The 26,288-nt window shown below is 62.0% G+C and carries 18 protein-coding genes; 13 read left to right on the top strand and 5 right to left on the bottom strand.

Annotated features, from left to right (window positions below):
• The first annotated feature begins 1 nt into the window (after position 1).
• From ACFC25_RS04705 to secA, 4 genes are all read left to right on the top strand, one after another.
• A complete protein-coding gene (locus tag ACFC25_RS04705; RefSeq protein WP_376044300.1) occupies positions 2-949 on the top strand; it encodes a ComF family protein in 948 nt (315 codons plus the stop codon).
• Between the two features lie 143 nt (positions 950-1,092).
• Positions 1,093-1,818, top strand: coding sequence for a ribosome hibernation-promoting factor, HPF/YfiA family (hpf, locus tag ACFC25_RS04700; protein WP_337345765.1), 726 nt, complete (start codon positions 1,093-1,095; stop codon positions 1,816-1,818).
• 32 nt (positions 1,819-1,850) lie between these two features.
• A complete protein-coding gene (locus ACFC25_RS04695; protein ID WP_376044299.1) occupies positions 1,851-3,119 on the top strand; it encodes a winged helix-turn-helix domain-containing protein in 1,269 nt (422 codons plus the stop codon).
• A 46-nt stretch (positions 3,120-3,165) separates the two neighbouring features.
• Positions 3,166-5,904: a preprotein translocase subunit SecA gene (gene secA / locus ACFC25_RS04690; RefSeq protein WP_337350978.1), complete on the top strand. Its 2,739-nt coding sequence runs from the start codon at positions 3,166-3,168 to the stop codon at positions 5,902-5,904.
• Between the two features lie 105 nt (positions 5,905-6,009).
• On the opposite strand, the gene ACFC25_RS04685 is transcribed toward secA, so the two are convergent.
• Positions 6,010-6,474, bottom strand: coding sequence for an Rv3235 family protein (locus ACFC25_RS04685; protein ID WP_337345768.1), 465 nt, complete (start codon positions 6,472-6,474; stop codon positions 6,010-6,012).
• A gap of 40 nt (positions 6,475-6,514) precedes the next feature.
• Positions 6,515-7,306, bottom strand: a complete 792-nt coding sequence (locus ACFC25_RS04680; RefSeq protein ID WP_376044298.1) for a LysM peptidoglycan-binding domain-containing protein — start codon at positions 7,304-7,306, stop codon at positions 6,515-6,517.
• A gap of 144 nt (positions 7,307-7,450) precedes the next feature.
• Here ACFC25_RS04680 and ACFC25_RS04675 point away from each other — a divergent pair, with 144 nt between their 5' ends.
• The gene (locus tag ACFC25_RS04675) at positions 7,451-8,023 is read left to right on the top strand and encodes a hypothetical protein (protein ID WP_337350980.1); all 573 of its coding nucleotides are present in this window, start codon (positions 7,451-7,453) and stop codon (positions 8,021-8,023) included.
• Positions 8,024-8,065: 42 nt separating this feature from the next.
• On the opposite strand, the gene ACFC25_RS04670 is transcribed toward ACFC25_RS04675, so the two are convergent.
• Positions 8,066-8,281: a helix-turn-helix domain-containing protein gene (locus ACFC25_RS04670; RefSeq protein WP_045729765.1), complete on the bottom strand. Its 216-nt coding sequence runs from the start codon at positions 8,279-8,281 to the stop codon at positions 8,066-8,068.
• Between the two features lie 164 nt (positions 8,282-8,445).
• Here ACFC25_RS04670 and ACFC25_RS04665 point away from each other — a divergent pair, with 164 nt between their 5' ends.
• The 4 genes from ACFC25_RS04665 to ACFC25_RS04650 are packed head-to-tail and all read left to right on the top strand — an operon-like array spanning position 8,446 to position 16,797.
• The gene (locus tag ACFC25_RS04665; RefSeq protein WP_376044362.1) at positions 8,446-9,084 is read left to right on the top strand and encodes a hypothetical protein; all 639 of its coding nucleotides are present in this window, start codon (positions 8,446-8,448) and stop codon (positions 9,082-9,084) included.
• Positions 9,081-10,388: a CpaE family protein gene (locus tag ACFC25_RS04660; protein WP_376044297.1), complete on the top strand. Its 1,308-nt coding sequence runs from the start codon at positions 9,081-9,083 to the stop codon at positions 10,386-10,388. Before ACFC25_RS04665 ends, ACFC25_RS04660 begins: the two co-directional genes overlap by 4 nt.
• Positions 10,389-10,445: 57 nt before the next feature.
• Positions 10,446-15,299, top strand: a complete 4,854-nt coding sequence (locus tag ACFC25_RS04655) for an NAD-glutamate dehydrogenase (RefSeq protein WP_376044296.1) — start codon at positions 10,446-10,448, stop codon at positions 15,297-15,299.
• A 28-nt stretch (positions 15,300-15,327) separates the two neighbouring features.
• Entirely contained in the window at positions 15,328-16,797 is a 1,470-nt protein-coding gene (locus ACFC25_RS04650; protein WP_337345774.1) for a histidine kinase N-terminal domain-containing protein, read from the top strand.
• Positions 16,798-16,899: 102 nt separating this feature from the next.
• On the opposite strand, the gene ACFC25_RS04645 is transcribed toward ACFC25_RS04650, so the two are convergent.
• Positions 16,900-17,148 (bottom strand): WhiB family transcriptional regulator, encoded by a 249-nt coding sequence (locus ACFC25_RS04645; RefSeq protein WP_003804966.1) that lies wholly within the window; start codon positions 17,146-17,148, stop codon positions 16,900-16,902.
• Positions 17,149-17,378: 230 nt separating this feature from the next.
• On the opposite strand from ACFC25_RS04645, the gene ACFC25_RS04640 reads away from it, so the two are divergent.
• Entirely contained in the window at positions 17,379-17,846 is a 468-nt protein-coding gene (locus ACFC25_RS04640; RefSeq protein ID WP_376044295.1) for a hypothetical protein, read from the top strand.
• Here the strand turns inward: ACFC25_RS04640 and ACFC25_RS04635 are convergent.
• Entirely contained in the window at positions 17,807-21,913 is a 4,107-nt protein-coding gene (locus ACFC25_RS04635; RefSeq protein WP_376044294.1) for an FtsK/SpoIIIE domain-containing protein, read from the bottom strand. The two genes, ACFC25_RS04640 and ACFC25_RS04635, sit on opposite strands and share 40 nt — an antisense overlap.
• A gap of 256 nt (positions 21,914-22,169) precedes the next feature.
• Between ACFC25_RS04635 and glf the strand changes: the two genes are divergently transcribed.
• The 3 genes from glf to ACFC25_RS04620 are packed head-to-tail and all read left to right on the top strand — an operon-like array spanning position 22,170 to position 26,215.
• Positions 22,170-23,357, top strand: coding sequence for a UDP-galactopyranose mutase (gene glf, locus ACFC25_RS04630; protein ID WP_337350983.1), 1,188 nt, complete (start codon positions 22,170-22,172; stop codon positions 23,355-23,357).
• On the top strand, positions 23,354-25,345 hold the full coding sequence (locus tag ACFC25_RS04625; protein ID WP_337345777.1) for a glycosyltransferase: 1,992 nt from the start codon (positions 23,354-23,356) through the stop codon (positions 25,343-25,345). Before glf ends, ACFC25_RS04625 begins: the two co-directional genes overlap by 4 nt.
• Positions 25,346-26,215, top strand: coding sequence for an ABC transporter permease (locus tag ACFC25_RS04620; protein WP_337345778.1), 870 nt, complete (start codon positions 25,346-25,348; stop codon positions 26,213-26,215).
• Positions 26,216-26,288: the final 73 nt, after the last annotated feature.

Raw genomic sequence — 26,288 nt, 5'->3', positions numbered from 1 at the left:
GGTGTCCGCAGCAGCATCCACCGAAAACAAAGGCGGCCCCGCCCGTCTGCTGGCCATTGATTCGTTGCCCGCGGATCCAGACCTTCGGCCGAGTTCACTGCACCCGGCCAAACACAGGGGAGTGCACCGCCGGTGGCTGATGCGTGCAGCCGACCTGGGCGCCGCCGCAGTTGCTGAGTTGCTGGCGCTGGCCGTCCCCGTCGACTGCGTCTGCTGCGGCGCTGAAGACCTGGTCCTTTGCGTGGCCTGCGAACGGCGGGTCCGGCACTTGACCCGCCACCCGTTCAGGGCAGAAGCGCAGGCGCCTGCACTCATGGATGTCGACGGCAGCGTGATACTCCCCGCAGTGGCGGCCGGCGCATACCGGGACGAGCTGGCGCAGGCGGTCCTTTCATTCAAGGGCCACGGCCAGCACCAGCTCAGGCGTGTTCTGTCGCGGGCACTGGTCCGCGCCATCGCTGCCGCTGCGCAGCACGAAGACCAGATCGCCCTGGTGCCTGTTCCGAGCAGCACCGGTGCCTTCGTGCGGAGGGGTTTCAGCCCTGTGCATCTGCTGCTTGGCCCTGCGAGCAGGCTGACGGACACTCCAGTGTTGGACGTGCTGCGGAAGTCGCAGTGGCAAAGGGGACCCGGAGGGCTGCCCGGCGGTCAAAAAGGCCTGGGCCGTGGAGCCCGCGCCAGCCGCGTCCGTGGATCGATGAGGGTCCCGGCGCGGAAGGCCGACGGCGTAACCGGCCGCCGGTGCATCATTATCGACGACGTGTTGACCACCGGTGCGACACTCGCCGAAGCTGCCCGCGCACTGCACGAAAGCGGGGCCATTGTGGCCGGCGCAGTGGTCCTCGCAGCGACACGCCCGCCCGATTCAGCTGGCGGCGGAACGGTATCGGCGGAAGCTGGCGGAATGGGGCCTGACATAGAAAAAAATAAACGAAGAAAGGATGAATAACCTGTGGCTATGAACTAACGTCGGTTGTGGGTACCAAGAACAGATGTACCTGTCGATAGCGGCTCGGAAAGGGGCTCGACTGTCAAGCAGATCGGCCCTAGGAAGTGCCGCCGTCGTGTCACCGAAGTCATTTGGAGGGCACCATGGAGTTTATGATCAGCGGACGAAATCTGACGGTCTCAGACCGCTTCCGCGAATACGCCGGTGAAAAGATCTCGAAGATCGAATCGCTCGGCGACAAGGTCCAGCGGGTGGATGCGAAGGTCTCGAAAGAAACCAATGCCCGCCAGGCCGGCGACCAGCTCACCGTTGAAGTGACTGTCCTGGGACGCGGGCCCGTAATCCGTGCCGAAGCCAGCGCCGCAGACAAATTCGCTGCCTTCGACCTCGCCTACAACAAGCTGCTTGAACGTCTTCGCCGCGCAAAGGACCGCAAGAAGGTCCACCATGGACGCCACACGCCCAAGGCGGTCCGCGAAGCCACCGCGTCATTGGAGCCAGCAAGTGCCCATGAGCCCATTTATGTCGAGGCAAGCCACCGTAACGAACCGGCGGCCGTGGCAGCCGAAAAATCGCCGTACGACGTTGAGAACGACATTCCGGCTGGGGATTCGCCCGTACTGATCAGGCGCAAGGTCTTCCCCGCAGCATCCCTCTCACTTGACGATGCCGTGGACAACATGGAACTGGTGGGTCACGATTTCTACCTGTTTGTGGACAAAGCCACGAACACACCTTCCGTCGTTTACCGCCGCCGCGGCTGGACATACGGCGTCATTACCCTGGACCATGAGTGCGAACCGGGCGAACAGGTTGTTGAAGAAAAGATCCTTGCCTACCGCTCGGATGACGAGGCTGCCAGGATCTAGGGTGGTGTAGACCATCCATCGAAAGGACTGATGTGGCGGCGACGCTGAGCCTTGAACAGGCACGGCGGATCGCACTGGCAGCCCAAGGCCTGGACAAAGGACGGCCCTCCGGACCCGTGACTTCACGGACGGTGGGCCGTACCTTTGCCCAGCTGCAGCTGGTCCAGATCGATTCCGTAAATGTGGTCTCGCGGAGCCACTTTCTTCCTTTTTTCTCGCGCTTGGGCAACTACGACCGCAGCATTCTGCAGCGGATGTCCAGCACGCACCCGCGGCGAATGATGGAGTACTGGGCACATGAAGCCAGTTACATCCGGCCAGAGCATTACTTAGACCTGGTGCAGTGGCAGAAGCGTAAGTGGGTTGGGGCCGCGGCCATGGACCCGGTGCTGCGCGAAGCCGTGGCCGGAAAGATCCTGGACGTTCTGGCCCGCGGACGTGCCATGACGGCGGCAGAACTGACAGTGGAAATCGGGCATGTAGAGGACCGCCGGGATGACAACTGGGGGTGGAACTGGAATGCCGTCAAAAGGGTTCTGGAACATTTGTTTGAAGCCGGCCTCGTTTCCGCGGCGTCGCGAACGGAACAGTTCGAGCGCAGATATACGCTCACCGCGAGGGTTGTCCCGGATCGGCAAGCCCCGGCGGAGGGCCCGCGGGACCCTGACGAGTCCATGTATCGGCTGATCGATGCGGCAGCCCAGGCCCACGGCATCGGAACACTGAGATGTTTCGCTGACTATTTCCGCATGCCGATCAAGCCCGCTGCCGCTGCAGTAGAACGTCTGGTGGGTTCCGGACGGCTGGAGCCAGTGACCGTTACCGGCTGGAACAGAAAGGTCTACCGACACGCTGAAGCCAGGATGCCGCGTCGGGCCGCAGGCCGGGCCCTCTTGAGTCCCTTTGACTCGCTGGTCTTTGAACGCCGTCGACTTGAGGAACTGTTTGGCTTCCACTACCGCATCGAGATTTACACCCCCGAGCACCGGCGGCGCTTCGGATACTACGTGCTCCCGTTCCTGCTGGGCGAAACCTTGGTGGCACGGGTCGACCTCAAGGCCGACCGTGCGGCCGGAAAGCTGTTGGTCAGGTCCGCCTACGGAGAGCCGGACGCCCCGCCGGAGACCGCCGTCGAACTTGCAGCCGAGCTGGAACTGATGGCTGAATGGCTGGGGCTGGGGGACGTTCTGGTCAGCCCGACAGGAGACCTGGCGGGGGACCTGGCTGCAGCCGTCGGAGCGGCTGGAAGTGCTATCCGCTCTCAGGGAACACAGGCATCGCGGCCGGTGTCTCTCCCGTAGACTAAAAACGCCAGAATTCGGCGGCAGAGACTGGGAGCATCTTCACGTGGCATCACTTATCGAAAAACTTCTCCGTACGGGTGACAAAAAAACCCTGCGTCAACTGCGGAACTATGCCGATTCCATTAATGCTCTCGAAGACTCGTTCAAGACGTTTACTGATGCCGAACTCCGGGAAGAAACCGACCGCCTGCGGGCGCGGCACCAGGACGGCGAGAAGCTGGATGACCTCCTGCCAGAGGCCTTTGCCGCAGTGCGGGAGGCCTCATCCAGAACCTTGGGCATGCGCCACTTTGATGTCCAGATGATGGGCGGCGCCGCCCTTCATCTGGGCAATATCGCCGAAATGAAGACTGGTGAAGGTAAAACCCTGGTGGCCACTGCTCCGGCCTACCTCAACGCCCTGACCGGCAACGGCGTCCATGTCATCACTGTTAACGACTACCTGGCTGAATACCAGTCAGACCTGATGGGCCGCGTTTACCGGTTCCTCGGCCTGACCAGCGGATGCATCCTGTCCAACCAGGATCCGTCCGTTCGCCGGGAGCAGTACGCCGCGGACATCACCTACGGGACTAACAACGAGTTCGGTTTCGACTACCTGCGCGACAACATGGCTTGGGACAAGTCCGAACTGGTCCAGCGTGGGCATCACTTCGCCATCGTGGATGAGGTCGACTCCATCCTGATCGACGAGGCCCGCACGCCGCTGATTATCTCCGGGCCCGCCCAAGGTGACACCAACCGCTGGTACAGCGAGTTCGCCAAGGTAGTTCTCCGCCTACAGCCTGAACACGACTACGAGGTCGACGAGAAGAAGCGCACGGTTGGCGTCCTGGAAAGCGGTATTGAAAAAGTCGAGGACTACCTTGGTATCCAGAACCTCTACGAGTCTGCCAACACACCGCTCATCGGCTTCCTGAACAACGCCATCAAGGCCAAGGAACTGTTCAAGCGCGACAAGGACTACGTCATCCTGGACGGCGAAGTCCTGATTGTCGACGAACATACCGGCCGCATCCTTGCCGGCCGGCGCTACAACGAGGGGATGCACCAGGCAATCGAGGCCAAGGAAGGCGTCGAGATCAAGGCTGAGAACCAGACCCTTGCTACGGTGACACTTCAGAACTACTTCCGCATGTACGGCAAACTCTCCGGCATGACGGGCACCGCGGAGACCGAGGCCGCAGAGTTCATGGGAACCTACAAGCTCGGCGTTGTGGCTATTCCCACCAACCGCGACATGCAGCGGATCGACCAGTCCGACCTCGTGTTCAAGAACGAAAAAGTGAAATTCGACGCCGTGGTCAAGGATATTGCTGAGCGCCACGAAAAGGGCCAGCCCGTCCTTGTGGGTACCACGAGCGTCGAGAAGAGCGAATACCTTTCCGGGCTGCTCGCCAAGGAGGGCATCAGGCACGAAGTCCTGAACGCCAAGAACCATGCCCGCGAGGCTGCCATTGTGGCCCAGGCTGGCCGCAAGGGTGCTGTCACCGTCGCAACCAACATGGCCGGCCGTGGCACCGACATCATGTTGGGCGGCAATGCCGAATTCACGGCTGTCGCTGAGCTCGCCAAGCGCGGACTGGACCCCGAAGAGAACTCCGAGGAGTACGAGGCCGCGTGGCCCGCTGCCTTCGAAGCGGCCAAGCAGTCGGTCAAAGACGAGCACGAGGAAGTGCTGAGCCTCGGCGGCCTCTATGTCCTGGGCACCGAACGGCACGAGTCCCGCCGCATTGACAACCAGCTCAGAGGCCGCTCCGGCCGTCAGGGTGATCCTGGCGAATCGCGGTTCTACCTTTCCCTGACCGATGACCTGATGCGGCTCTTCAACTCAGGGGCAGCAGAGCGCCTGATGAACAGTTCGGTGCCGGACGACGTCGCGCTTGAATCCAAGCTGGTGTCCCGGGCCATCGCCTCTGCCCAGGGGCAGGTGGAGGGCCGCAATGCCGAACAGCGCAAGAACGTCCTGAAGTACGACGACGTCCTGAATCGGCAGCGCGAAGCCATATACGGCGACCGTCGGAGGATCCTTGAAGGCGACGACCTGCATGAAAAGGTGCAGTTCTTTATCGAAGACACCATCACTGCTCTTATCGACGCCGCCACCGCCGAAGGCAACGGCGATGACTGGGACTACAACCAGCTGTGGACCAACCTGAAAACCCTCTACCCGGTGAGCGTTACCGCGGAGGACATCATCGAAGAGGCCGGCGGAAAGTCCCGGCTCACCGTGGAGTTCCTCAAGGAAGAGCTTCTTTCCGACGCCAAGCTGGTGTACCAGGCGCGTGAGGAGGCCATCGGCTCGGACAGCATGCGCGAGCTGGAGCGCAGGGTGGTGCTCTCCGTCATCGGGCGCAAGTGGCAGGAACATCTTTATGAGATGGACTACCTTAAGGAAGGCATTGGCTTGCGTGCCATGGCTCAGCGTGACCCGCTCGTGGAGTACCAGCGCGAGGGTTTCACAATGTTCCAGAGCATGATGGAAGCCATCCGTGAGGAGAGCGTGGGTTTCCTGTTCAACCTTGAAGTGGAGGTAACCCCGGCACAGGACGTTGTGGTTGTCGATGCCTCAGGCGGGCACACCGAGCACGTTGAGCCACAGATCCATGCTGCTGGCCTGGAAGCACCGGAGAAGCCTGCGCAGCTGCAATACACGGCACCGGGTGAAGACGGCGCAAGCCAGACACGCGTAGAAAGCCGTTCATCCGGACGGTCGGGCAACCCGGCTAAGGCGGCCGTGCAGGATGCCAGCAAGAAGCCTGCCAAGAAGAAGCGCCGCTGATCACTGGCAAATGACCGATGACGTCTGACCCAAGACGTGAGAATCACAGGGAAGGGCCCGGAACCAGAGTTCCGGGCCCTTCCCTGTGATTCCGGCTGCGAGGGATCAACCAATCACGAGTTCAGTGACGCGCCACAGCTCCTTGCTTTGTTCCAGCCGGACGGCCACTGCACGTGCCCGCACGTCGTCAACGACGACGGCGCTAGCTTCGTAGATGCCCGGAGCGGCCTCGCACAGCCGGACGGACCTCACCACGGAGTTTTTGTGCAGCCTCGCCAACGACGGCGACGATGAGCGGGCAAGCTCGCGCCGGATCAGCGACGCGCGGTGTTGCAGAGCCGAAAGGCAGCGCGGGTCCAGCCGGCGGGCAAGCTGATGGACCGGGCGAATTCCTGCCAAGACCTCCATTGAAGCCTGGACCGTGCTCCGTATGATTGCCAGGACCTCCGCCTTTTCATCGACGGCCCTGAGCGGACGCGGGGCACGTCCCGTCCTGTCAGGCACCAGCCGCACGGCTGGAGATAGCTTTGAAACAGGCGCTGCTGGGCGGATCGGCGTTACTGCACTCATGGTTTCCCCTTTTAGTATTGTGCTGCCCGTTTTTACTCACCTAGGCCGCGGCGGGTGGTTTCAGGACCTGGCCCGGGAGCAGGACGTCCGGGTTCTCACCAATTTGAGCTTTGTTGGCCTGGTACCAGCGAGGCCAGTGCAGGGCCACCTCGACGTCAGAGGCGGTGGATCCCAGGTCGCGGGCCGCGATGTCCCAGAGCGTGTCCCCGGCAAGTACTGTGACGCCTGCCCGCGCTGTTGGAGGCGCCTGCCTGGCCCGCGAGGGCGAGGCGACAACGAGGTCTGGTTCAGTGATGGGAGAAGTTGGCCGCCAGTTCGGATGCATCCCCGACAGGGGAGCCTGATGTTCCAACGCCATACCCGCGGAGCCAGTTGATACTTGGGCGATTGTGCCGGCGGTAGGTACCCATGCAGCCGGCGCCGCGACCGATTGCGTTGGGTCCCCGCCAGGTCCGGAAACCCGCTCATCGGCATAGGCGAGAGGGGTGGAGACGATCTGAACGGCCAAGAATGCGAGCGCCAGCCGGCGCATAAAAGCCGGACAGAACCTGCTTGCCGTAGCGGCCGCGCGTTTCCGGCCCGTGCGTTCCAAGGCTGCCGCGAGGAAGGCGCAGGACATGCAGAGCATCCACCAGCTGGCAACTCCCACGCCCGCCGCAGTTGTGGCAGCACCGAGCAGTTGGTCCAGGTCAGGTCCGGGTCTGCCCGCGGTGGCGAGGACCCATGGTGCCGCGAGTCCATGCCCTGTGACCAACAGGAAGCCGCCCAACAACAGGATGGCCGATGCCATGCCGGCGTCAGTGCCAAGCTTCCGCTGCCCTGTTGCTGCCATGGCTACTCCTTGGTCTTTGATGTTGTTTAGTGCTGTTTGATGTATTCAAACATAGTTTGCGCTAGTTTATCGATTTTTGTCCATACGTTGGAGTGGATCAGGATATGAATTGACCTCTCGGCAGGGTCGCCTTACGCTGGCCGAATGCGTTGGGATGCCCTGTTCAATGACATGGAGGCCCAGTTTGCCGAAGGCGACAGGCTTTCGATGGAGGCCGAAATCTCTGAACGTGCCAGAGTGGACGCGGCCGGACTCTGTTTGGCCGACCGCCTGCGTGGATCCTTGGGGACCATCGTGAAGGTGCACCTCGTCTCCGGTGCATTTTTGGAAGGGACCCTGACATTCGCGGGGGCTGATGCCTTTGTCTTGAATGACAAGCGGCACCAGGTGCTGATTCCACACGGTGCCGTTTCGAGGTATGCCGGATTAGGCCGGTTTTCCGTGGGTGAGCCTTCTGCGGTGCGCAGCCGCATTGGGCTGTCGAATGCCCTTCGTGCCCTGGCCCGGGACCGGGCGGAGCTGACAGTCACGCTCAGAGGGGCAGATCTGCAGGACTCCGGAGTGTCGGGCGTCATCGACAAGGTAGGCCGCGACTACATCGACCTGGCTGCGCTCCGGCCCGGGGAAGCGCGGCGCGCACCACAGGTGGGACAGGTGTCCACTATCCCGTTTTCCGCCCTTGCTTCCGTCAGGTCACCGTTCAGAAGCGAACTGTAGCCCTCACGTTGTTGGCTGGCGGCCGGCAGGGACAGGGTCGAATCAGACTGATTTTGACTTGGATTCCTGGATCATCCGGCTCGCTTCGGCGTAGCGCTCCTCGATGTACTGCTCCAGCATCTTTTCCTCCACGCGCCATTGGCCGCGGCCGCCAACCTGGATCGCCTTGAGTTCTCCGCTGCGGACTAGTGCATAGGCTGCCGGCGAGTTGATCTGGAGTTGCTCTGCGACGTCTGCAAGGGTGAGGAATCGGGGCATAATGCCATTTTGCCACTTCAGGGGCCCTTCGGTGCACTTTTCCACAATCTGATGCTGTTTGGCCTTTTTGACTTCCTGTTCAGCCTTCCTTGCCGTAACAATGAGGTTGTCCGGCGTGCGGCTAACTGCGCCGGTGCGGAGCGAGGGGGAGACTGCGCGTGAGTATTGATGGTGCGACAACATCGGCGAGGTTGAAACGGCCTTCCTGGAAGGATCCTCGGCTTCTTGTTGGCGTTTTGCTTGTCCTTGCCTCCGTGGCGGGCGTTATTTCGCTTGTTGGCAGCGCCGACAGGACGACCGAGGTCTATGCTGCCCGCGATGCCATCGCGGTCGGTGAGGCGCTGACGCAGGACAACGTGGTCCGCGCCAAAGTGCGGCTAGGTGATACCGAACAGCACTACTTCACTGTCGAGGGCGGCCTGCCTGAAGGTGCGGTTGCAGTGCAACGAATTGGCAAGGACCAGCTCGTTCCGCGGGAAAGTCTGGGCACCGCCGATGCCCTGGACCGCAAGCCCGTAGCGGTTACGGTAGAGCAGGTGCTGCCAAACCAAGCCGTAGCCGGCACGCGGGTCGATGTATGGGTTGCCCTACCCGATGCGAAGAATGGATACAGCGAGCCGAAGCTGCTCCTTCCAAACGCCGAAATTGCGCAGGTCACGTCGGGCTCAACAGCGTTGGGTTCGTCGCGAAGCACCGTGCTGATGGTTCTGGTGTCAGATAGCCAAATGCCAGGGCTGCTGGGCGCGCAGGCAAATCAAGCCAAGATCGCCGTGGTGTGGAATCCTGGCGGGGCCGCTTCGTGAGCATTCCCGTAGTGACCGTCGGGCAGGCGCAGGAAGATGTTGTCGGCGGACTCGAACGCTTGCACGGTCCGGTCACGGTGGTCCGTCGATGCGCCGAACTCACAGAGCTGCTCGCCGCCTGCCAAAGTGGTTTGGCCCGCGCCGCCGTGGTCGCGGACGGATGTGAAGGATTGACCGCCTCCCTTGTGGACAGGCTTGGCGCCGTCGGCGTGGTGGTCATTGCCCTCACCGATGATCCTGATGAGGCATCCCGGCTCCGCGGAATCGGTGTCGCGTCAGCTCTTTCGGGTGTTGAGCCTGCCGCCTTGGCGGCACGGATTTCTGAGGCTGTCGGCCGATTGGGGAGTTCCTTGAAGCCCGGCAATCCATCGTCCGGCCTGGCCGATCCCTCCGCGGCGTTAAGGCCTGTTCCTGCAGTCCCGGAGGAGGTCATGGACACTCCCGGTGCCGGCAGCATCATTGCTGTCTGGGGTCCCACAGGATCGCCCGGAAGGACCTTCGTAGCCGTGAATATGGCGGGCGAGCTTGCCGCTGAGGGCAAATCCGTGCTGCTGATTGATGCCGACAGCTACGGGGCCAGCGTTGCGGCGGTCCTGGGCCTCTTGGACGAATCGGCAGGCCTGGCACAGGCTTGCCGGCTCGCGGACCAAGGTCTTCTTGACGCCGACGCAATGCTCAGGATTGCCGCGCCAGTAGCGACCAGGCTTGGCACATTCCGGGTCCTGACCGGCATTACCCGGGCGGACAGATGGACCGAACTGCGCGCGGCGGCCCTTTCCCTGGTTCTTGAGCGGGCCCGGGATATCGCCGATGTAGTGGTCATCGATACGGGATTCTGCCTAGAAGCGGATGAAGAGCTCAGCTTCGACACCATGGCCCCGCGACGCAACGCAGCCACCCTGCGGAGCCTCGAACTCGCTGACACGGTCTATGCCATCGGGTCGGCAGACCCTATCGGCGTGCCCCGGCTGGTCCGCGGTGTGGCCGAACTTGAGCTCGCCGTCCCGCATGTTGCTCCGATTGTGGTGATGAACAAGGTCCGGGCCGGTGCTGTGGGCAGGGCGCCCGAACGCCAGCTGCGCGACGCGTGGAACAGGTATGGACCAGCCGCGGCAATCAGTGCGTTCCTGCCCGCAGACGCTCCCGCGGCCGATTCGGCCCTGCTCGGAGGCTCGCTGCTGCTTGAGTCCTCGCCCGAATCGAAGCTGAGGGCTGCGATCGCTCAATTGGTCTGTGCATCAGTCCAGCAAAAAGGCAGATCCTCTGTATTTTCTTCCACAGCGAGGCGCCGACTAAAGGGTTAGGCTCACCATAAGAGCTGCAAAGGTGCAGCATTAATCTTGTGATGGAGGCGTTTGTCGATGTCGTCTGGATCCAGCGTGGAGGATCAACCCCTTGCCATTGGGGACCGTGAAGGTTTCCTGGGGGACTACTACCAGCATCTAGCCGAAGAGGATGCGCGCAGTTATTCGCAGGATGTGCTTGCCTCCCGGGCCGAAATGCACCGCGAGGTCGCAGCTGTTCGCCTGCCTGGCCAAGCCAAGATCGCGATCAGCACGGAGGCGGACAGCAGCGTTGTGTATGTTGTCACGGACGACATGCCGTTCCTCGTTGACTCGGTCAACGCTGAGCTGGTCCGCCAGAACTCGGCCATTCACCTGGTAATCCACCCCCTTTTCGTGGTCACCCGCAATCGCGAATCGGGACAGTTGGTCAGGGTCGACCGCGTGCCTTCCCAGTTCGGAATTTCCAGCGGCGACACCGCCGCCATGCCCAGCATGTCGCACCTCATCGCTACAGGCGACAACGCCTCCCACATGGAGTCCTGGATCGCCGTAGAAATCGATCGCACCAATGACGACGCCCGGGACGCACTGCTTGCCGGCCTGGAACGCGTCCTGGGTGATGTCCGGGCCGCCGTCGAGGACTGGCCAAAGATGCGCAACAAGGCCCTGCAGATTGCGGAGAGCCTGGACAAAGTTGCCAACCCTGCCCAGATCACGGAGCTGAGGCAGGCCCAGGATCTCCTCCGCTGGCTCGATGAAGGAAACTTCACCTTCCTGGGCTACCGGGAATACGACCTCGTCAACGTCGACGGCGAAGACGTCCTCGAGCTGCGCGAAGACAGCGGGCTCGGACTCCTACGGGCTGCAGCTGATTCCCACCATGTCCAGCACCTGACTGACGCCGGCCGGAAGAAGGCACGTGAAAAGCGCGCACTCGTAATTACCAAGGCCAACTCAAGGTCAACGGTGCACCGGCCCGCGTACCTCGATTACATTGGCGTGAAGAGCTTCGACGCCGCGGGAAACGTCAACGGTGAGCGGCGCTTCATTGGACTGTTTGCCACCAGCGCCTACGCCGGGTCGGTCCGTAACATCCCGATCGTCCGGGAAAAGGTGGACGCCGTCCTGAGGAGTGCCGGCTTCCCGCCTGATTCGCATTCCGGCAAGGACCTTTTGGGAATCCTGGAGACTTATCCGCGCGACGAACTGTTCCAGATCGAGATCCCGGACCTCGCGGCGACCGCGATGGGGATCCAGCGGCTGCAGGAACGCCGCCGCACTCGGCTGTTCCTTCGGCCGGATATCTACGGCCGGTTCATGTCCGCCCTCGTATACCTTCCGCGTGACAGGTACACCACCAACGTACGGCTCCGCATAGAGGACGAGTTGCGGGAAACGTTCCAGGCTGTCTCCATCGACTACGAAGCCCGGATGACCGAGTCCGCCCTGGCTCGCCTGTTCTTCCGCATCCGCCTGCCTAAAGGCGCCGACGTCAGCCACGTTGACGCCGAAGAGCTGGAGAAACGGCTGGTTCGTGCTGCCCGCTCGTGGAGCGAAGGCATCGCAGAAGTCCTGCGAGGGCGCGAGGACGATGATCAGGCCAAGGAACTGGCCTCCATCTGGTCGGAGGCGTTCCCAGCGAGCTACCGCGTGGACTACGAAGTCGAGGAGGCCCTCCAGGACATTTCCCGCTTCGAAAAGTACGGCGCCGAAGCGGAACGCATCGCTGGGGCCAAGCAGGAGCGACCGGGTGTCCATGTCTATCTCCCCGAAGGCGCAGGAGCGACCCTTGAGGAAGACGCCCGGGTCAAGCTCTACATGCTCGAACCCAAAAGCCTCAGCCAGATCCTGCCCTATTTCCACAACATGGGCCTTGAGGTACTGGATGAGCGGCCTTTCGAGATCGAGACGGCTGACCGCCGCGACTTCTTCCTTTATGACCTTGGGCTCAAGTACCCGGCTGGTGTAGACCCGGTCGCCACCGGCGAACTGCTGGCAGACTCCTTCGGGGCCGCGGTGTCCGGTGCCATTGAATCGGACAGCTTCGACCGCCTCGTGCTCCGTGAGGGAATGCACTGGCGCCAGATCACCGTTTTGCGGGCCTACGCGCGCTACATGCGGCAGATGGGAAACACCAACTCATTCGGGTTCATCGCCGATACCCTGCTTGCCAATCCTGCGGTGACCAAAGGCCTTAGCGCGCTCTTCGCCGCCCGTTTCGATCCCTCTGTCGATGAAGATCAGCGGGCCGCGACCCAGGGCTCCGTCCGGGCTGCACTGAACGAAGCGATTGAGCAGGTCGCAACCCTCGACGCCGATCGTATCCTCCGCACCTTCATGAATTTGATCGAAGCCACGCTGCGCACCAATTACTACCAGTTCAAGCAGCACTTGAGCTTCAAGCTGGATCCGACGAATATCGACGGGCTGCCGTTCCCGCGGCCGAAGTTCGAGATCTGGGTGTATTCGCCAAGGGTGGAAGGCGTGCACCTGCGGTTTGGCAAAGTGGCACGCGGCGGGCTTCGCTGGTCTGATCGCCGCGAAGACTTCCGTACCGAGATCCTGGGCCTTGTGAAGGCCCAGACGGTCAAGAACGCGGTGATCGTTCCTACTGGTGCCAAGGGCGGCTTCTTCGCCAAACAGCTCCCTGATCCGGCAGCAGACCGCGCGGCCTGGATGGCCGAGGGCATTGAAAGCTACAAGACCTTCATCCGTGGGCTGCTGGACCTTACCGACAACCTGGTTACGAGCCCTGACGGCGAAAACCTGGTGCCGCCGTCGGACGTTGTGCGTCACGACGACGACGACTCCTACCTTGTAGTGGCGGCGGACAAGGGAACGGCTACTTTCTCCGACATCGCCAACGGCCTGGCCGCCGAGTACGGTTTTTGGCTCGGAGACGCCTTCGCCTCAGGTGGTTCCGTAGGTTACGACCACAAAGCCATGGGGATTACGGCGCGCGGCGCCTGGGAATCGGTCAAGCGCCACTTCAGTGAATTGGACCTGGACACGCAGACCCAGCCCTTCACCGTCGTCGGTGTCGGGGACATGTCAGGTGACGTCTTTGGCAACGGCATGCTCCTGTCCCGCCATATCCGCCTGCTCGCCGCGTTCGACCACCGCCATATTTTCCTCGACCCCAATCCCGATGAGGAATCGTCTTATGCTGAGCGTCAGCGGCTGTTCGAACTGCCCCGCTCCTCGTGGGATGACTACGACAAATCGCTGATTAGCGAGGGCGGCGGCGTTTTCGTCCGCCAGGCCAAGACTGTCCCTGTTTCCGAGCAGGTGCGTGCGGCGCTGGGCCTCCCGGAATCCACCACCCAGCTGAGCCCGCCGGAACTTCTTCGCGCAATTCTGTTGGCGCCTGCCGATTTGCTCTACAACGGCGGAATCGGAACATACGTGAAGGCAAGCACCGAGTCGAATGCCTCCGTCGGGGACAAAGCGAATGACGCCATCCGGGTGGATGGCCGTGACCTGCGGGTGAAAGTCGTCGGTGAAGGCGGCAACCTTGGGATGACCCAACGCGGGCGCATCGAGGCAGCACTGCAGGGCGTGATCCTCAACACTGATGCCATCGACAACTCGGCTGGCGTGGACTGCTCCGACCACGAAGTCAACATCAAGATCTTCGTGGACCGGATGGTGGCCGCTGGCAAACTCTCCGCAGAAGAACGCGCCGGATTCCTCTCGTCGATGACCGAGGAGGTGGGCAGGCTGGTACTCCAGGACAACATCGACCAGAACATCCTGCTCCTGAACGACCGGATGCGTGTTGCCGAGTGGAGCCCCAGCTATGAACGCCTGATGGACTGGCTTGAAAAATCAGCCGACCTCAAGCGTGATCTGGAAGCCCTGCCATCCACGGAGTCGTTGCGGGAAAGGCTGACCCAAGGACAGGGCCTGACGTCCCCGGAACTTTCGGTACTGGCGGCGTACGCCAAGATCGAGCTGACCTCCGCCTTGCGGGAAAGCGACCTCGCAGACGATCCCTGGTTCCGCAGCACTCTGCGGGCCTACTTCCCCCGTCAGCTCCGCGAACGGTTTGATGCCGAGCTCGACACACATCCGCTGCGGCGGGAGATCATCGCGACCGTTGTGGCGAACGACATGATCAACATGGGCGGCATCACCTTCGCCTTCCGGACGATTGAAGAGACGTCCGCCACGGAAGTCGCTGTTGCCAAGGCGTTCGTGGCCCTCCGCGAGATTTACGAGCTGGACGTCATGGTGGATGAACTCAACAGCCTCCCGGCGTCTTTCCCCACGGAGCACTGGAGCACCGTCCACCTGGACATTCGGCGGCTGTTGGACCGCGCCGTCCGCTGGCTCGTCGGGCAAGGCGGAGCCAGCAGGCCCATCGCTGATATCGTCGCCGAATTCAAACCGGTCATGGATCCCATGCGAGCCCGCCTCCTCGACTATGTGAGAGGTGACGACCGGGAGCGTCTCTCCGCCTGGCTTGAAGAAGCCAGGGAATGGAAGCTGCCGGAAGGCCTGGCTCTGCGCTGGGCTGAACTCTTTGAAAGTTTCGTGCTCCTGGACATTGCCAAGATCGCCAAGGTCCGCAAGGATCCAGTCGAGGAGATCGCCTCCGTTTACTACACCGTGTTTAATCGCTTCCACGCTGATGCCCTGCTCGAAAGAATCAGCAGCCTGCCGAGGCAGGACAGGTGGCAGGCGCTGGCACGTGCGGCCTTGCGGGACGACCTCTACTCGACGGTGTCGGACATGACCATGGCGGTGCTCGAATCCACCGGTTCGGGGCTTTCGCCGGAGGACCGGCTGAAGGAATGGGAAAGCCAGAACGCTGAACAACTGGGCAGGGCCAAGAGCATGTTCGACGAGGTCAATTCCCTCGAAGCGGACGATATGGCGTCACTGTCGGTAGCATTGAGGCTCTTGAGGTCAATCGTCCGACGCTAGGGATACTGGCGTCGCAACTGGAGGTGCAGTGGCAATCTTTACGGACCCCATCAGGGAACATGCTGATTTCGGGCCGGGCGATGCCGAATGGCTGCACCTCCTGGTGGGTGACTGGCAGATGGTTGCCGACCTCGCGTTTGCGGACCTGGCCCTCTGGTTCCCCCACCCGGACTACGGCTATGTGGCGTTGGCGCACGTCCGGCCGTCCACCACGCACACCGTTTTCCACGGGGACTTTGTGGGGGAGGGTATCAGGTCGGATCTGCAGCCCCTTGTGGACAAAGCATGGTCCAGCCGTGCCATTGAACGGTCCAGCGAAACAAACTGGAGCAGCGACATGGCTCTGCGGGTCGAGGCGGTGCCCATGGTCCGCAATGGCCGAACCTTGGCCGTTGTAACCACTCACATGGATCTGTCCAGTTCCCGAATGCCGTCAAGGCTGGAACTCACCTATCGGCAGTGTGCCTATGACTTGCTGCGGATGGGCACGCTGGGGCTGTGGCCAGATTTTGCCTCGCCCACTGGATCCCGTCGTGGCGCACCGCGGGTGGGAGACGGCCTGATCAGGCTCGACGCTGAAGGCATCGTGCAGTATGCGAGCCCCAACGGCGTGTCCGCCTTCCGGCGGCTGGGCGACGGTGAATCGTTGGAGGGACGTTCGCTTGCGGAGGTGACAGCCAGCCTGCTGAAGGACAGGCGAATGGTCGATGAGACGCTGCCACTGGTGGTGACGGGCCGGATGCCGTGGCGCAGTGAGATTGAATCCCGCGGCGTGAGCCTGTCCCTGCGGGCAATTCCGCTTCGTGATGAGCAACACCGTTTTGGGGCGCTCGTTCTATGCCGCGACGTTTCCGAACTGAGGCGGCGCGAAATGGAACTCGTGACCAAAGACGCGACCATCCGCGAGATCCACCACAGGGTGAAGAACAATCTGCAGACCGTGGCGGCGCTGCTGCGCATGCAGTCGCGCCGCATGGTCAGCGATGAGGCCAAGCAGGGCCTGGAGCAGGCGATGCGCCGCGTAGCCACCATTGCCCTGGTCCACGAAACGCTTTCACAGGGGCTCGCCCAAAGTGTTGACTTCGACGAACTGATCGGGCGGCAGTTCAGGCTGTCCGCTGAGGTTGCGTCACCTTCGCAGCAAGTCAAGACTCAACGGGCAGGGTTGTTCGGCGAACTGCCCAGTGACTTCGCGACCCCGCTGGCGCTGGTGATTAATGAATTGGTGACCAACGCCGTCGAGCACGGCCTCGAGGGACGCACGGGGACTGTATGGCTTCTGGCTGACCGTTCTGAAGGGGACGACGGTGAAGAACTGCTGACGGTTACTGTCGCAGATGACGGCGTGGGCCTGCCGGAGACCCCGCATGTCGAGGGACTGGGGCTCCAGATCGTCCGGACACTGGTAACCAGTGAGCTCGGTGGCACCATCGCGTGGCAGCCCCGGGAGGGCGGCGGAACCGCCGTCCGGATCCGGCTGAGCCTCATGCCGAAGTAGTCGCGACACGTGCACTCGGCGTAATCATCCGGCTGCCCAAAAGGAATGGCCGCAACCCCTTGGGGTTGCGGCCATTGCCGTCTGTTGATGCCTTAGCTCAAATTACGAGGCCCGGCGGGCGCGGGCGGCCCGCCGCTTCAGGGCGCGACGCTCGTCCTCGCTCATGCCGCCCCAGACGCCGGCATCCTGTCCGGACTCCAGCGCCCACTGGAGGCACGTATCAACAACGGGGCAGCGGCGGCAAACGCTTTTGGCTTCCTCGATTTGGAGGAGGGCAGGGCCCGTGTTTCCGACCGGGAAAAACAGTTCCGGGTCCTTGTCAAGGCACGCTGCGCGGTTACGCCAATCCATGCTGATCAGTTGCTCCATTTCTGGGAAGAGCTCTTTGTGAAATTATTCACTAGTAGCTACAAAGGAAAGGGGCCCTGCGGGCCCCCTTGGTCATCTGAATTAAGCCTGTCATGTTAACGCTGTGTAAACAAGGGGTAATTAGGCTTGAAATCCCCGGAAAGCTGAGCGATACATCACATCGGTGTTAGTGGCCCTCACCACTGTCCGACTATGTCCGGTAGGGTGCCAGTGTGTCAAGACCCCCCGTACCCCCCTCGAACGCCCTTCCCGACCCTGATGCTGAAGAACCTGGACGGACAGCCGTGCGGCCCCGGGCCATCACGGTCATCGCTTCTGTCGTCGCTGCTGAAGCCACGGCTTTGCTTGGTGCAGCCGCCTGGTACGGATACGAACTCGTTACCGGTGCTCCAGTTCTCTCGTTCTGGGGAGCCGTATTCACTTTGGCCCTGCTCCTCGCCTTTGCTGCGTGGCTCTACGCAGTGGGTCATTTCCTGTTCCGCGGATACCGCTGGACCCGGGCGGCTGCCTTAGTGGCCCAGCTTTTCGTCCTGACCATCGGATTCCCAACCCTGACGGGGGGCCTTGTCTGGGCAGGTCTTGCCATGCTCGTCCCGGCGGTCCTTGTGATCGTCCTCCTCTTCGACAAGCGGGTTGTCACTTATGCGTCGAGGACCGGCGGTTCCGCGCCGGCCATCTGACGGGCCACGCTCCCTTCTTTCGTGGCAGGCCGGACCCAGCCCAGCTGGATCGGGAGCGGCCGGCCATTTGCTATCAGAATGCTCCGACCCGGTGGCGGAGTGGGCTCCACCTCGAACCTGACTCCAAACAGGTCGCCGTCCATGACGCTCCGGGGCGCGATCAGCATCCCGTTCCCCGTGCCCCGGGCGCTGAGCGCCAAAGGTACTCGCTGGGTCAGCAGGGGACTGTACCCGGCAGTGAAAATCACACTGACCCCTCTTCCGTTAAGTTCCGCAAGATCCTGGTGCGTTGACTGCGGTAGCAAATCGGCATCATCGACAAGCGCGATGGCGTGCCGGTCCACAGCCCCGGCCGCAGCCTCCCGAAGAACACCGGACCAGTATTCGCATGGCCCGACACCCTCATCCGGGGCCAGCCACCGAGCTGACCGTCCGTTGAGCGCCGGCAACACGTGCAGAAAGTTGGTCTTGCCGGCACCAGGCCCACCGAGCACGGCGAAAACTCCGCCAGAGGGAATCCGGAGTGAGGCCGGGGCCAATTCGTCGCCGCCGAGGCCAATGAGGAAGGTCCGTGAGCCGGGCTGGGCGGCTGCAGTCCTCGGAGCCGTGGCCACCAGAAGGTCTGATGTCGCGTCCTCGCCGGGTATTCCTCGGGCCACGAGGTCCTCTACCGTGATTTTCGTAGGCAATGGTTCCACGCGGAAGGGTCGGCTGATGACGGAGTGGCCCACGGCTTTCTCCGCGGCAGGCCACAGGGATTCTTCGCCATCAGGATGGGCATAGAACTGGCACACGGCAGTTTTGCCGGCCGATACCGGTCCGAAGGCCACCGCTCTGCCAGGGACTGGAGCAGTGGTGGGCATCTTCGGCCAGGCAAGGCGGCTGTCGTCGTTGGCGCCACATGGAAAATAGGCACGGTTCGGCACCGAAGCGAAGAATCTGGCTGTCACCAGTTCGCGTTGTCCCGAAATAGCGACGATGATTCCTGCACGGCCGCCGTCGCGGAGAAGGTCGTGGACCAGGTCTTCCGCCCAGGCCAGCGGCCCCGACCGGAGGGACGAGGCCCACGTGCCCCATCCTGCGATGACCAGCAGCAGGGGAGTCCGATGACCGTCCCTGGAGCCCATCAGCCGCTCAGACAGCTCCTGTTTGAGTCGTTCCAGTATCCGTACAGCCCGTCGGAGGTCATGCGGACCAGCTTTAGCACCGAGGCGGCCGCCCCACTCGATGCCGTCCAGGGAAGCGTCCGCGTCAAGGACGTAGAAGTGAGCCTCGGACGCATGCGATGCGAGGGCGCTGACGGCCACCGCCAGAGCCTCGGGCAGGCCTGACGCAGGTGCTCCAACGAGCCCCAGATGTCCGTGTTCGGCGGGAAGCCAGTCGAGCGGTGCTGTCCGTTGCTCGTCCGGAAGATCCATGAGGCCAAGGCGAACGGCCCACGCCTGCGGTGCGCCATTCCGGGACCCTGGGGCAGGGCAAATATCTTGGACAGCTGACGCCAGCGGTGGTTCCAGAATGGACGGGAGTGGCGGAGCGACCGGTGGCCTTGCCGGCTGGCCCTCCAGGACCTCCCACAGGCTGGACATCGTGCTAACCAGGGGCGCGGCAGCCAGCGCGGGGGTCAGGTCCTTGTTGTCGGCAACCTGAGTGCGTTCGATGTCTGGGTCCTTGAGCACATCAGACGAAAGACGAACACGGACCCCATCCGGGAGGCTCGCTTGTGCCGGATCCTGCAAGGACGCTGCCTGAAATTCGATCGGATCTTCCGTGCCGCGGACAAGGAAGGCCCTTCCTGGTGTCCTCAGGCTGATGTTTGACGCGGCGTTGGAATTGATGATGTCCAGCGACTCCAGATCGGATTGGACGCGCAGGGCGATGCTCGTCGTCACGTTGGCGCGAATATCTGCTGTCAATGCCCCCTGCGGGCGCTGTGTCGCCATGATCAGATGGATGCCCAGGGAGCGCCCGATAGCGGCGATCCTCATGAGTTCCGTCAGGGCCGCGGGCGCCTGATCAACAAGCATCCGGAACTCATCAATGACCACAACGAGGTGGGCTAACACTGGATCCCCATCTGTCCGGGCAGCGCGATACGAAGCCAAATCGGGTGCCTGCGCGGATGCCAGTAGTTCCTCACGGAGCCGGATCTCGGCCCGAAGTGATATCAGCGACCGCTCAAGCTCGTGATGTGCAAGGTCAGTCAGCATTCCCACACAGTGCGGAAGGCCCAGGAGCGGTCCTAGGCCGGAGCCGCCTTTGAAGTCCACAAACAGGAAACTAATGCGGTCCGGCGGGTAAGAGAGGGCTAACGCGATGGTCATGCTGCGCAGGAGTTCGGATTTTCCCGACCCAGTGGTCCCTGCTACCAGCAAATGGGGTCCGTCCCCTTGGAGATCCAGCACGCGTTCGCCGTCGGCGGACTGACCGATTGGCGCGGCCAGTCCGGGCCGGTGGCGGGACTCTACCCACCGGGCCAACGTTTCAGCGCTGCCAGGGTTGAGCAGGTCGCGTAGAAGGCAGGATTGCGGCACGAGTCTGTCCAGCGGGGCGGCGTCGCGGGCGTGCAGCCGACAAAAGCGGTTGAAGACGTCACGGGGAGCGAGGTCCGGTATGAAGCGCGTTGGGCCCCCAGGTCCCAGCAGTTGGCCTGCACGGTATGACAGTTCAATATCGGCCAGCGCCATCATGGCGGGCCGGGAGCGGAACTGGATGACTTGCCAGTGGTTTTCGATCGCGAGCGCGATGACGTCGACCTCGTCCGAGTCTCCGGCGTCGACGACCAAAAGCACACCGGGTGTTTTTGGGGGAGCGCCCTCCGGTGCCAGCACGGCAGTTGCCGCGGCAGCGGTGGCTGTCAGCGTGACATCCGACAGAAAACGGGCGCTGAGTGGAAGCTGCGCGGCTGGCCCATGCACTGCAACGCGGATGTGTGCGGCCCTCGGATAACCAGCCAATTGCATGATGAGTGACCGCATGAGACCTTCCACGGACTCGTGTGGGCCGCTGACGACGGTGACGCGGCGGGCCGGATCAAGGGTCAGCGGCAGTACTCCGGCCGACGGAATTCTCAGATCCGGTGCGGCCGGCTCGAAACGGATATTGGCCGGTTGGACTGCCAGCCCGAGGCGTAGCCAGATCCCTTGTTGGCCGGAACTTTGCTCACCCGAAGTGCCGGACGGCAGGCCACTGGCGAGAACCAGTTCGGAAAGGGGCGGACCGGCGCGTCGACGGCGGTCCTGGTCCTGGCGGAGCGCGTTCCCAACCGCTGTGGACAATTCCTTGCGCTGGCGTCTTCCGGAGAGGACCGGTACCAGAACGGATACGGCAGACACTGCCGTGAAAGCAAGGAACATCCACATGCCTGTGACGACCGCCAGCCCCACCCCAATGGCCAGTGGGAGCCCGGCCGTCAGCACAAGGGCGGTGCGGTTTCCGGATTCCACCCGCCGGTTGATCACCAGAGGTTCCTGCACGCCTGTACCTGCGGCTCCCAATTTCGGGCCCTCAGGATCCATAAAGACCAGCGACATCGACGAGTTGCCGCAGCGGATGACTGAGCCGGTTGCTATCACCGTATTTCGCACATACTCGCCGTCGACCTCCGTCCCGTTGGCACTGTCAAGGTCCTCGATGGTGATGGCGGTGTCGGAAACCAACAAACGGGCATGCTGCCTGGACAGGTCAGGATCGGGGACGACTATGTCCGCGTTGCTTCGCCCGATGGTGTAGCTTCCGCGCCCCAGGGGTACTACCGTCCCGGCGCCGGCGCCGCTATGGACTGCCAAAGCGAGCGGTGCCGGCAAGCTGTCGACTCGCCGTGGCCTGAGGGCGGGGCTCCGCGTGCCGCCGTCGACTATTACCGCCCCGTTCACCAGCGGCGGCTCGCCGACTGTCAGGGAGGAGAGTTGCGCGCCGTCGACGGACAGGGCACCAGTGCCGAAGCCGGTTTCCAGCGCTGCCTGAATTTCCGCACCACACGTTCCCACGGTGGCGTCCACCGTGAGTTCCAATGGTGGTTGGGCTTTCCCCGTGCCGGGGCTGCGAACCAGAGTGCACTCGAGCGGCATGATGGTGAATTCCTAACGGTGGGGCCGGTCTACGCGTCCACGCTAGTAACACGGTGAGCATGCTGTCCCGCTTGGAGTGTCCCATGTGGATAAGCGCCGTGTTCGGTGGGTGATGGCGTGTTCCGCGGGCCGGCGGACTGTAACATCCGAGGCAGGCCTCCCGCCGGGTTTGGCCAGCCGCTGCAGCGTCTCGGGTAGGCTAGAACAGCAGACTTTGCACAACATTGCGCTGCCCGTATTCGAAACTGGAGATTTTGTGACTGCTGACCTCGTCATTGTAGGGTCGGGCTTTTTTGGCCTGACAATCGCAGAACAGGCCGCGACTGAGTTGGGCTTGAAGGTGGTCGTCATCGACCGTCGACACCACATCGGTGGGAACGCCTACAGCGAAAAAGAAGAGCAGACCGGGATCGAGGTGCACCGCTACGGTGCCCACCTTTTCCATACGTCCAATGAACGGGTGTGGGAGTACGTCAACCGGTTCACGACTTTCACCAATTACGTCCACAAGGTCTATGGCGTGCACAAGGGCGAGGTCTATTCGCTCCCCATCAACCTGGCCACCATTAACCAGTTCTTCCGCGCCAACCTGACGCCGGGCCAGGCACAGGCCCTGATCCAGGAGCAGGCCGGAGAGCTCGCCGGGACTGATCCGCAGAACCTCAACGACAAAGGCATCCAGCTCATTGGCCGGCCGCTGTATGAAGCGTTCATCAAGCACTACACCGGCAAGCAGTGGCAAACGGATCCCAAGGACCTGCCTGCCGGAATCATCTCCCGGCTACCGGTGCGGTATAACTACGACAACCGCTACTTCAACGACACGTACGAGGGCCTGCCCACCAACGGCTATACCGCTTGGATCGAGAAGATGGCGGAGCATCCGAACATCGAGGTGCGCCTCAACACGGACTTCTTCGATGAAACGCAGGAGTACAGCAAGAACAAGGTTGTCGGCAATATCCCGGTGATTTACACGGGTCCGATCGACCGCTATTTCGACTTCGCTGAAGGTGACCTTTCCTGGCGCACCATCGACTTCGAAGAAGAAGTATTGGAAGTTGGGGACTTCCAAGGCACGTCCGTGATGAACTACAACGACGCCGACGTGGCCTATACCCGGATCATCGAGCCGCGCCATTTCCACCCGGAGCGGGATTACCAGACCGACAAAACAGTCATCATGCGTGAGTTTTCCCGGGCTGCTGAAAAGGGCGATGAGCCTTACTACCCGATCAACACTGCTGCGGACAGGGAAAGACTGCTCAAATACCGCGACCTTGCCGCGGCAGAGCAGAGCGTGCTGTTCGGAGGGCGCCTGGGAACGTACAAGTACCTGGATATGCATATGGCTATTGGCTCTGCCCTGAGCATGTTTGACAACAAGATCCGGCCGCATTTCGAAGACGGCGCCAAGCTTGAAAGTGGAGGAGTGGACGCATGAGCGAGACGACAGACTCGAAGACGTGGTCAACGTTGCAGAGGGTGATCCTTCCATCCGCAGACCAGATGGACACGGTGTCACTTTACGTTGACGCCGGTACGGCCAGCGGCATCCGCCTTCGGGAGAATGACGAGCTGGCGCGCACTCCCAAGCTGCCTGAACAGAAGCTGCAGATGTTCAGCTCCGGCAGCCGTGAAGCGCATTTCGAAGACCTGCTGACTAGGCACTCGATGCGCGTCCGCTCGGGTGAGCAGATGTCATTTGGCACCTACTTCAACGCCTTTCCTGCCAGTTACTGGAAACGCTGGACCTCTGTCCGGGACGTTCGCCTGGTGGTACGGACGAGCGGCACGGGAACTGTCACCGTGTACAAGTCCAACGCACGCGGGTCGGTTCAGCGGGTTGACGGTAAGCACGTCGACGGCGCTGCCACCTCAGTCTTTGACCTCACCTTGAAGCCGTTTGGCGACGGCGGCTGGTACTGGTTTGACCTGGCCGCAAGTTCAGGCGAACTGCTGTTGGAGAACGGCGAATGGCAGGCCGAGAGCAGCCGCGATTCCAAGGGCCAGGTCACCCTTCAAATCACCACGATGAACAAGCCCGACTTCTGCCTGAATAACGCCCGAATCCTGGCAGGGAATCAAGACGTCCTCGAGAACGTCAAAGAGATCCTGATCGTGGACCAGGGGACGCAAAAGGTCGAAGCCGAAGATGGCTTCGCCGCAGTCAAGGAATCATTGGGCGGAAAGCTCAGGGTCATCAACCAAGCGAACCTGGGCGGGTCCGGTGGGTTCGCGCGTGGGATGTACGAGTCGGTGGAGAATGGCAGTGACTACGTGCTGCTCCTTGACGATGACATCGTGGTGGAGCCGGAAAGCATCGTTAGGCTGCTGACATTCGCTGACCACTGCAAGAAGCCAACCATCGTTGGCGGGCACATGTTTGACCTCTATAACCGCAGCGTGCTCCACACCTTTGGCGAGGTTGTTGACCCGTTCCGGATCGTCCCGGCACTCCCGCACGCGGACATGGAAGTACGGCATGACTTCAGCATTGCAAACCTCCGCCAGACCGCGTGGCTGCACCGGCGCGTGGACGTGGACTACAACGGCTGGTGGATGTGCCTGATCCCCACCGAGGTCATCAGGGAAATCGGCCTATCGCTGCCCCTATTCATTAAATGGGACGACGCCGAATACGGCCTTCGCGCCCGCGAAGCCGGATTCGCCACAGTATCCTTGCCTGGCGCCGCAGTGTGGCACGTTTCCTGGATCGATAAGGACGATCTCGTGGGATGGCAGGCGTACTTCCACGAACGCAACCGCTTGATTACCACCTTGATCCACAGCCCCTACCCGAAGGGCGGACGGGTTCTGCGTGAATCCGTGCAATCCGACGTCAAGCACCTGGTATCGATGCAGTACTTCACCGAACATGGCCGGATCGAGGCCTTGAAGGACCTTTTCAAGGGGCCGGAAGACCTCCACCGCGTGCTCGGCACCAAGTTGCCTGAAATCAACGCCCTGAAGGCGTCCTACCCGGACGCCCAATTGAAGGATGACGTCGACGACTTCCCCGCCCCGAAACTGGGCCGTGGTCCGATGGGGGGCACCGTCGTTGGTATGCCCAGCAAGAAGGAACTGATTCCCTGGGGCATCAAGACTGTTGCCCGGCAGCTGATCAAGGCGCCCGGACCGGAAAGCGCCGAGCGCCCCCAAGGGTATCTCGCCCACCGGGACAACCGCTGGTACCGGGTCGCCCACTACGACAGCGTGGTGGTCTCCAACGCCGAAGGAACGGGCGCCTCCTGGTACCAGCGCGACCCCCGGAAGCTGAAGTCGATGCTGACAGAGGCAACCCGCTTGCACGTCCGGCTTTTCCGTGAGTGGGACAGACTGGCCGAGCAGTACCGCAATGCCGTTGCGGAGGTCAGCTCAATGGAGTCCTGGAAGAAGACCTTTGACGCCGCTTCGGAGGATTCGAAGTAGATGGCCGGCAGCACTGAAGGAATGATCCGCCCAGGCCAGGGGCGGGGACTCCTTGACGTCTATGACCATCGGTTCCTGCTCAAGCTTTTGGTGCGGAAGGAGATCAAGGTCCGTTACCGCGGATCGATCCTGGGTCTCCTGTGGTCCTACGTCAAGCCATTGATGCAGTTCCTCATCTATTTCGTGGCATTGGGAATCTTCCTGAACCTCCAGCGCGGAACACCGAACTACGCCATCTACCTGTTCGCAGGCATTGTCTTAGTGAACTTCTTTACGGAGTCCTTAGGCAACGCCACAAGGTCCATCGTGGACAACCGCGACCTCATCCGGAAGATCTATCTGCCCCGTGAGCTGTTTCCGGTGGCAACCGTGTGGGTTTCAGCAGCACATTTCCTGCCTCAAATGGTGGTGCTCATCGGTGCCTGCCTCATTGCGGGGTGGACGCCGACAGTCCTTCAGCTGGCCGCCGCAATCCTGGCTTTTGTGCTGGTCTCAGTCCTCGCGACCGGACTGGGCCTGCTGTTCAGCGCCGCAAACGTCTACTTCCGTGATTCGGAAAACATCGTTGACATGATCCTCATGGTGGTGACGTGGGCTTCGCCGGTGCTCTACGTCTGGACGATGGTGAGGGACGTGATGGGGTCCTGGTACTGGCTGTACCAGCTCAATCCCATGACCGTCGCTGTGGAAATCTTCCACTGGGCCTTCTGGTTCCCCACTTTGAAAGAGGATCAGCTGGAGCTCGCTGCGATGCCGCCGGACCTTATGACGGTTTGGCTTCCCGTGGCTTTCCTCATTTCCATCGCTGTGCTGTTTGTGGGCCAATTGGCCTTCCGGCGCTCGGCCGTCCATTTTGCACAGGAGCTCTAACGTGACAGCACGAGGCGAGATAGCAATCAGTTGCAAGAAGCTGCGCAAGCAGTTCGTGTTGCGCCATACCCGG

Origin of the sequence: Pseudarthrobacter sp. NPDC055928 (assembly GCF_042270935.1) — a bacterium.
GTDB lineage: Bacteria > Actinomycetota > Actinomycetes > Actinomycetales > Micrococcaceae > Arthrobacter.
Note: the sequence above shows the minus strand (reverse complement) of the source record. Positions and strands in the feature narration are given on the sequence as shown.

Excerpts from the sequence above, each read along its gene's own strand:
- ACFC25_RS04655 (WP_376044296.1), top strand. The coding sequence starts at position 10,446 with ATGTCGTCTGGATCCAGCGTGGAGGATCAACCCCTTGCCATTGGGGAC.
- ACFC25_RS04635 (WP_376044294.1), bottom strand. The coding sequence starts at position 21,913 with ATGCCGCTCGAGTGCACTCTGGTTCGCAGCCCCGGCACGGGGAAAGCC.
- ACFC25_RS04620 (WP_337345778.1), top strand. The coding sequence starts at position 25,346 with ATGGCCGGCAGCACTGAAGGAATGATCCGCCCAGGCCAGGGGCGGGGA.
- ACFC25_RS04685 (WP_337345768.1), bottom strand. The coding sequence starts at position 6,474 with ATGAGTGCAGTAACGCCGATCCGCCCAGCAGCGCCTGTTTCAAAGCTA.
- ACFC25_RS04645 (WP_003804966.1), bottom strand. The coding sequence starts at position 17,148 with ATGGATTGGCGTAACCGCGCAGCGTGCCTTGACAAGGACCCGGAACTG.
- ACFC25_RS04670 (WP_045729765.1), bottom strand. The coding sequence starts at position 8,281 with ATGCCCCGATTCCTCACCCTTGCAGACGTCGCAGAGCAACTCCAGATC.
- hpf (WP_337345765.1), top strand. The coding sequence starts at position 1,093 with ATGGAGTTTATGATCAGCGGACGAAATCTGACGGTCTCAGACCGCTTC.
- ACFC25_RS04675 (WP_337350980.1), top strand. The coding sequence starts at position 7,451 with ATGCGTTGGGATGCCCTGTTCAATGACATGGAGGCCCAGTTTGCCGAA.
- ACFC25_RS04680 (WP_376044298.1), bottom strand. The coding sequence starts at position 7,306 with ATGGCAGCAACAGGGCAGCGGAAGCTTGGCACTGACGCCGGCATGGCA.
- ACFC25_RS04625 (WP_337345777.1), top strand. The coding sequence starts at position 23,354 with ATGAGCGAGACGACAGACTCGAAGACGTGGTCAACGTTGCAGAGGGTG.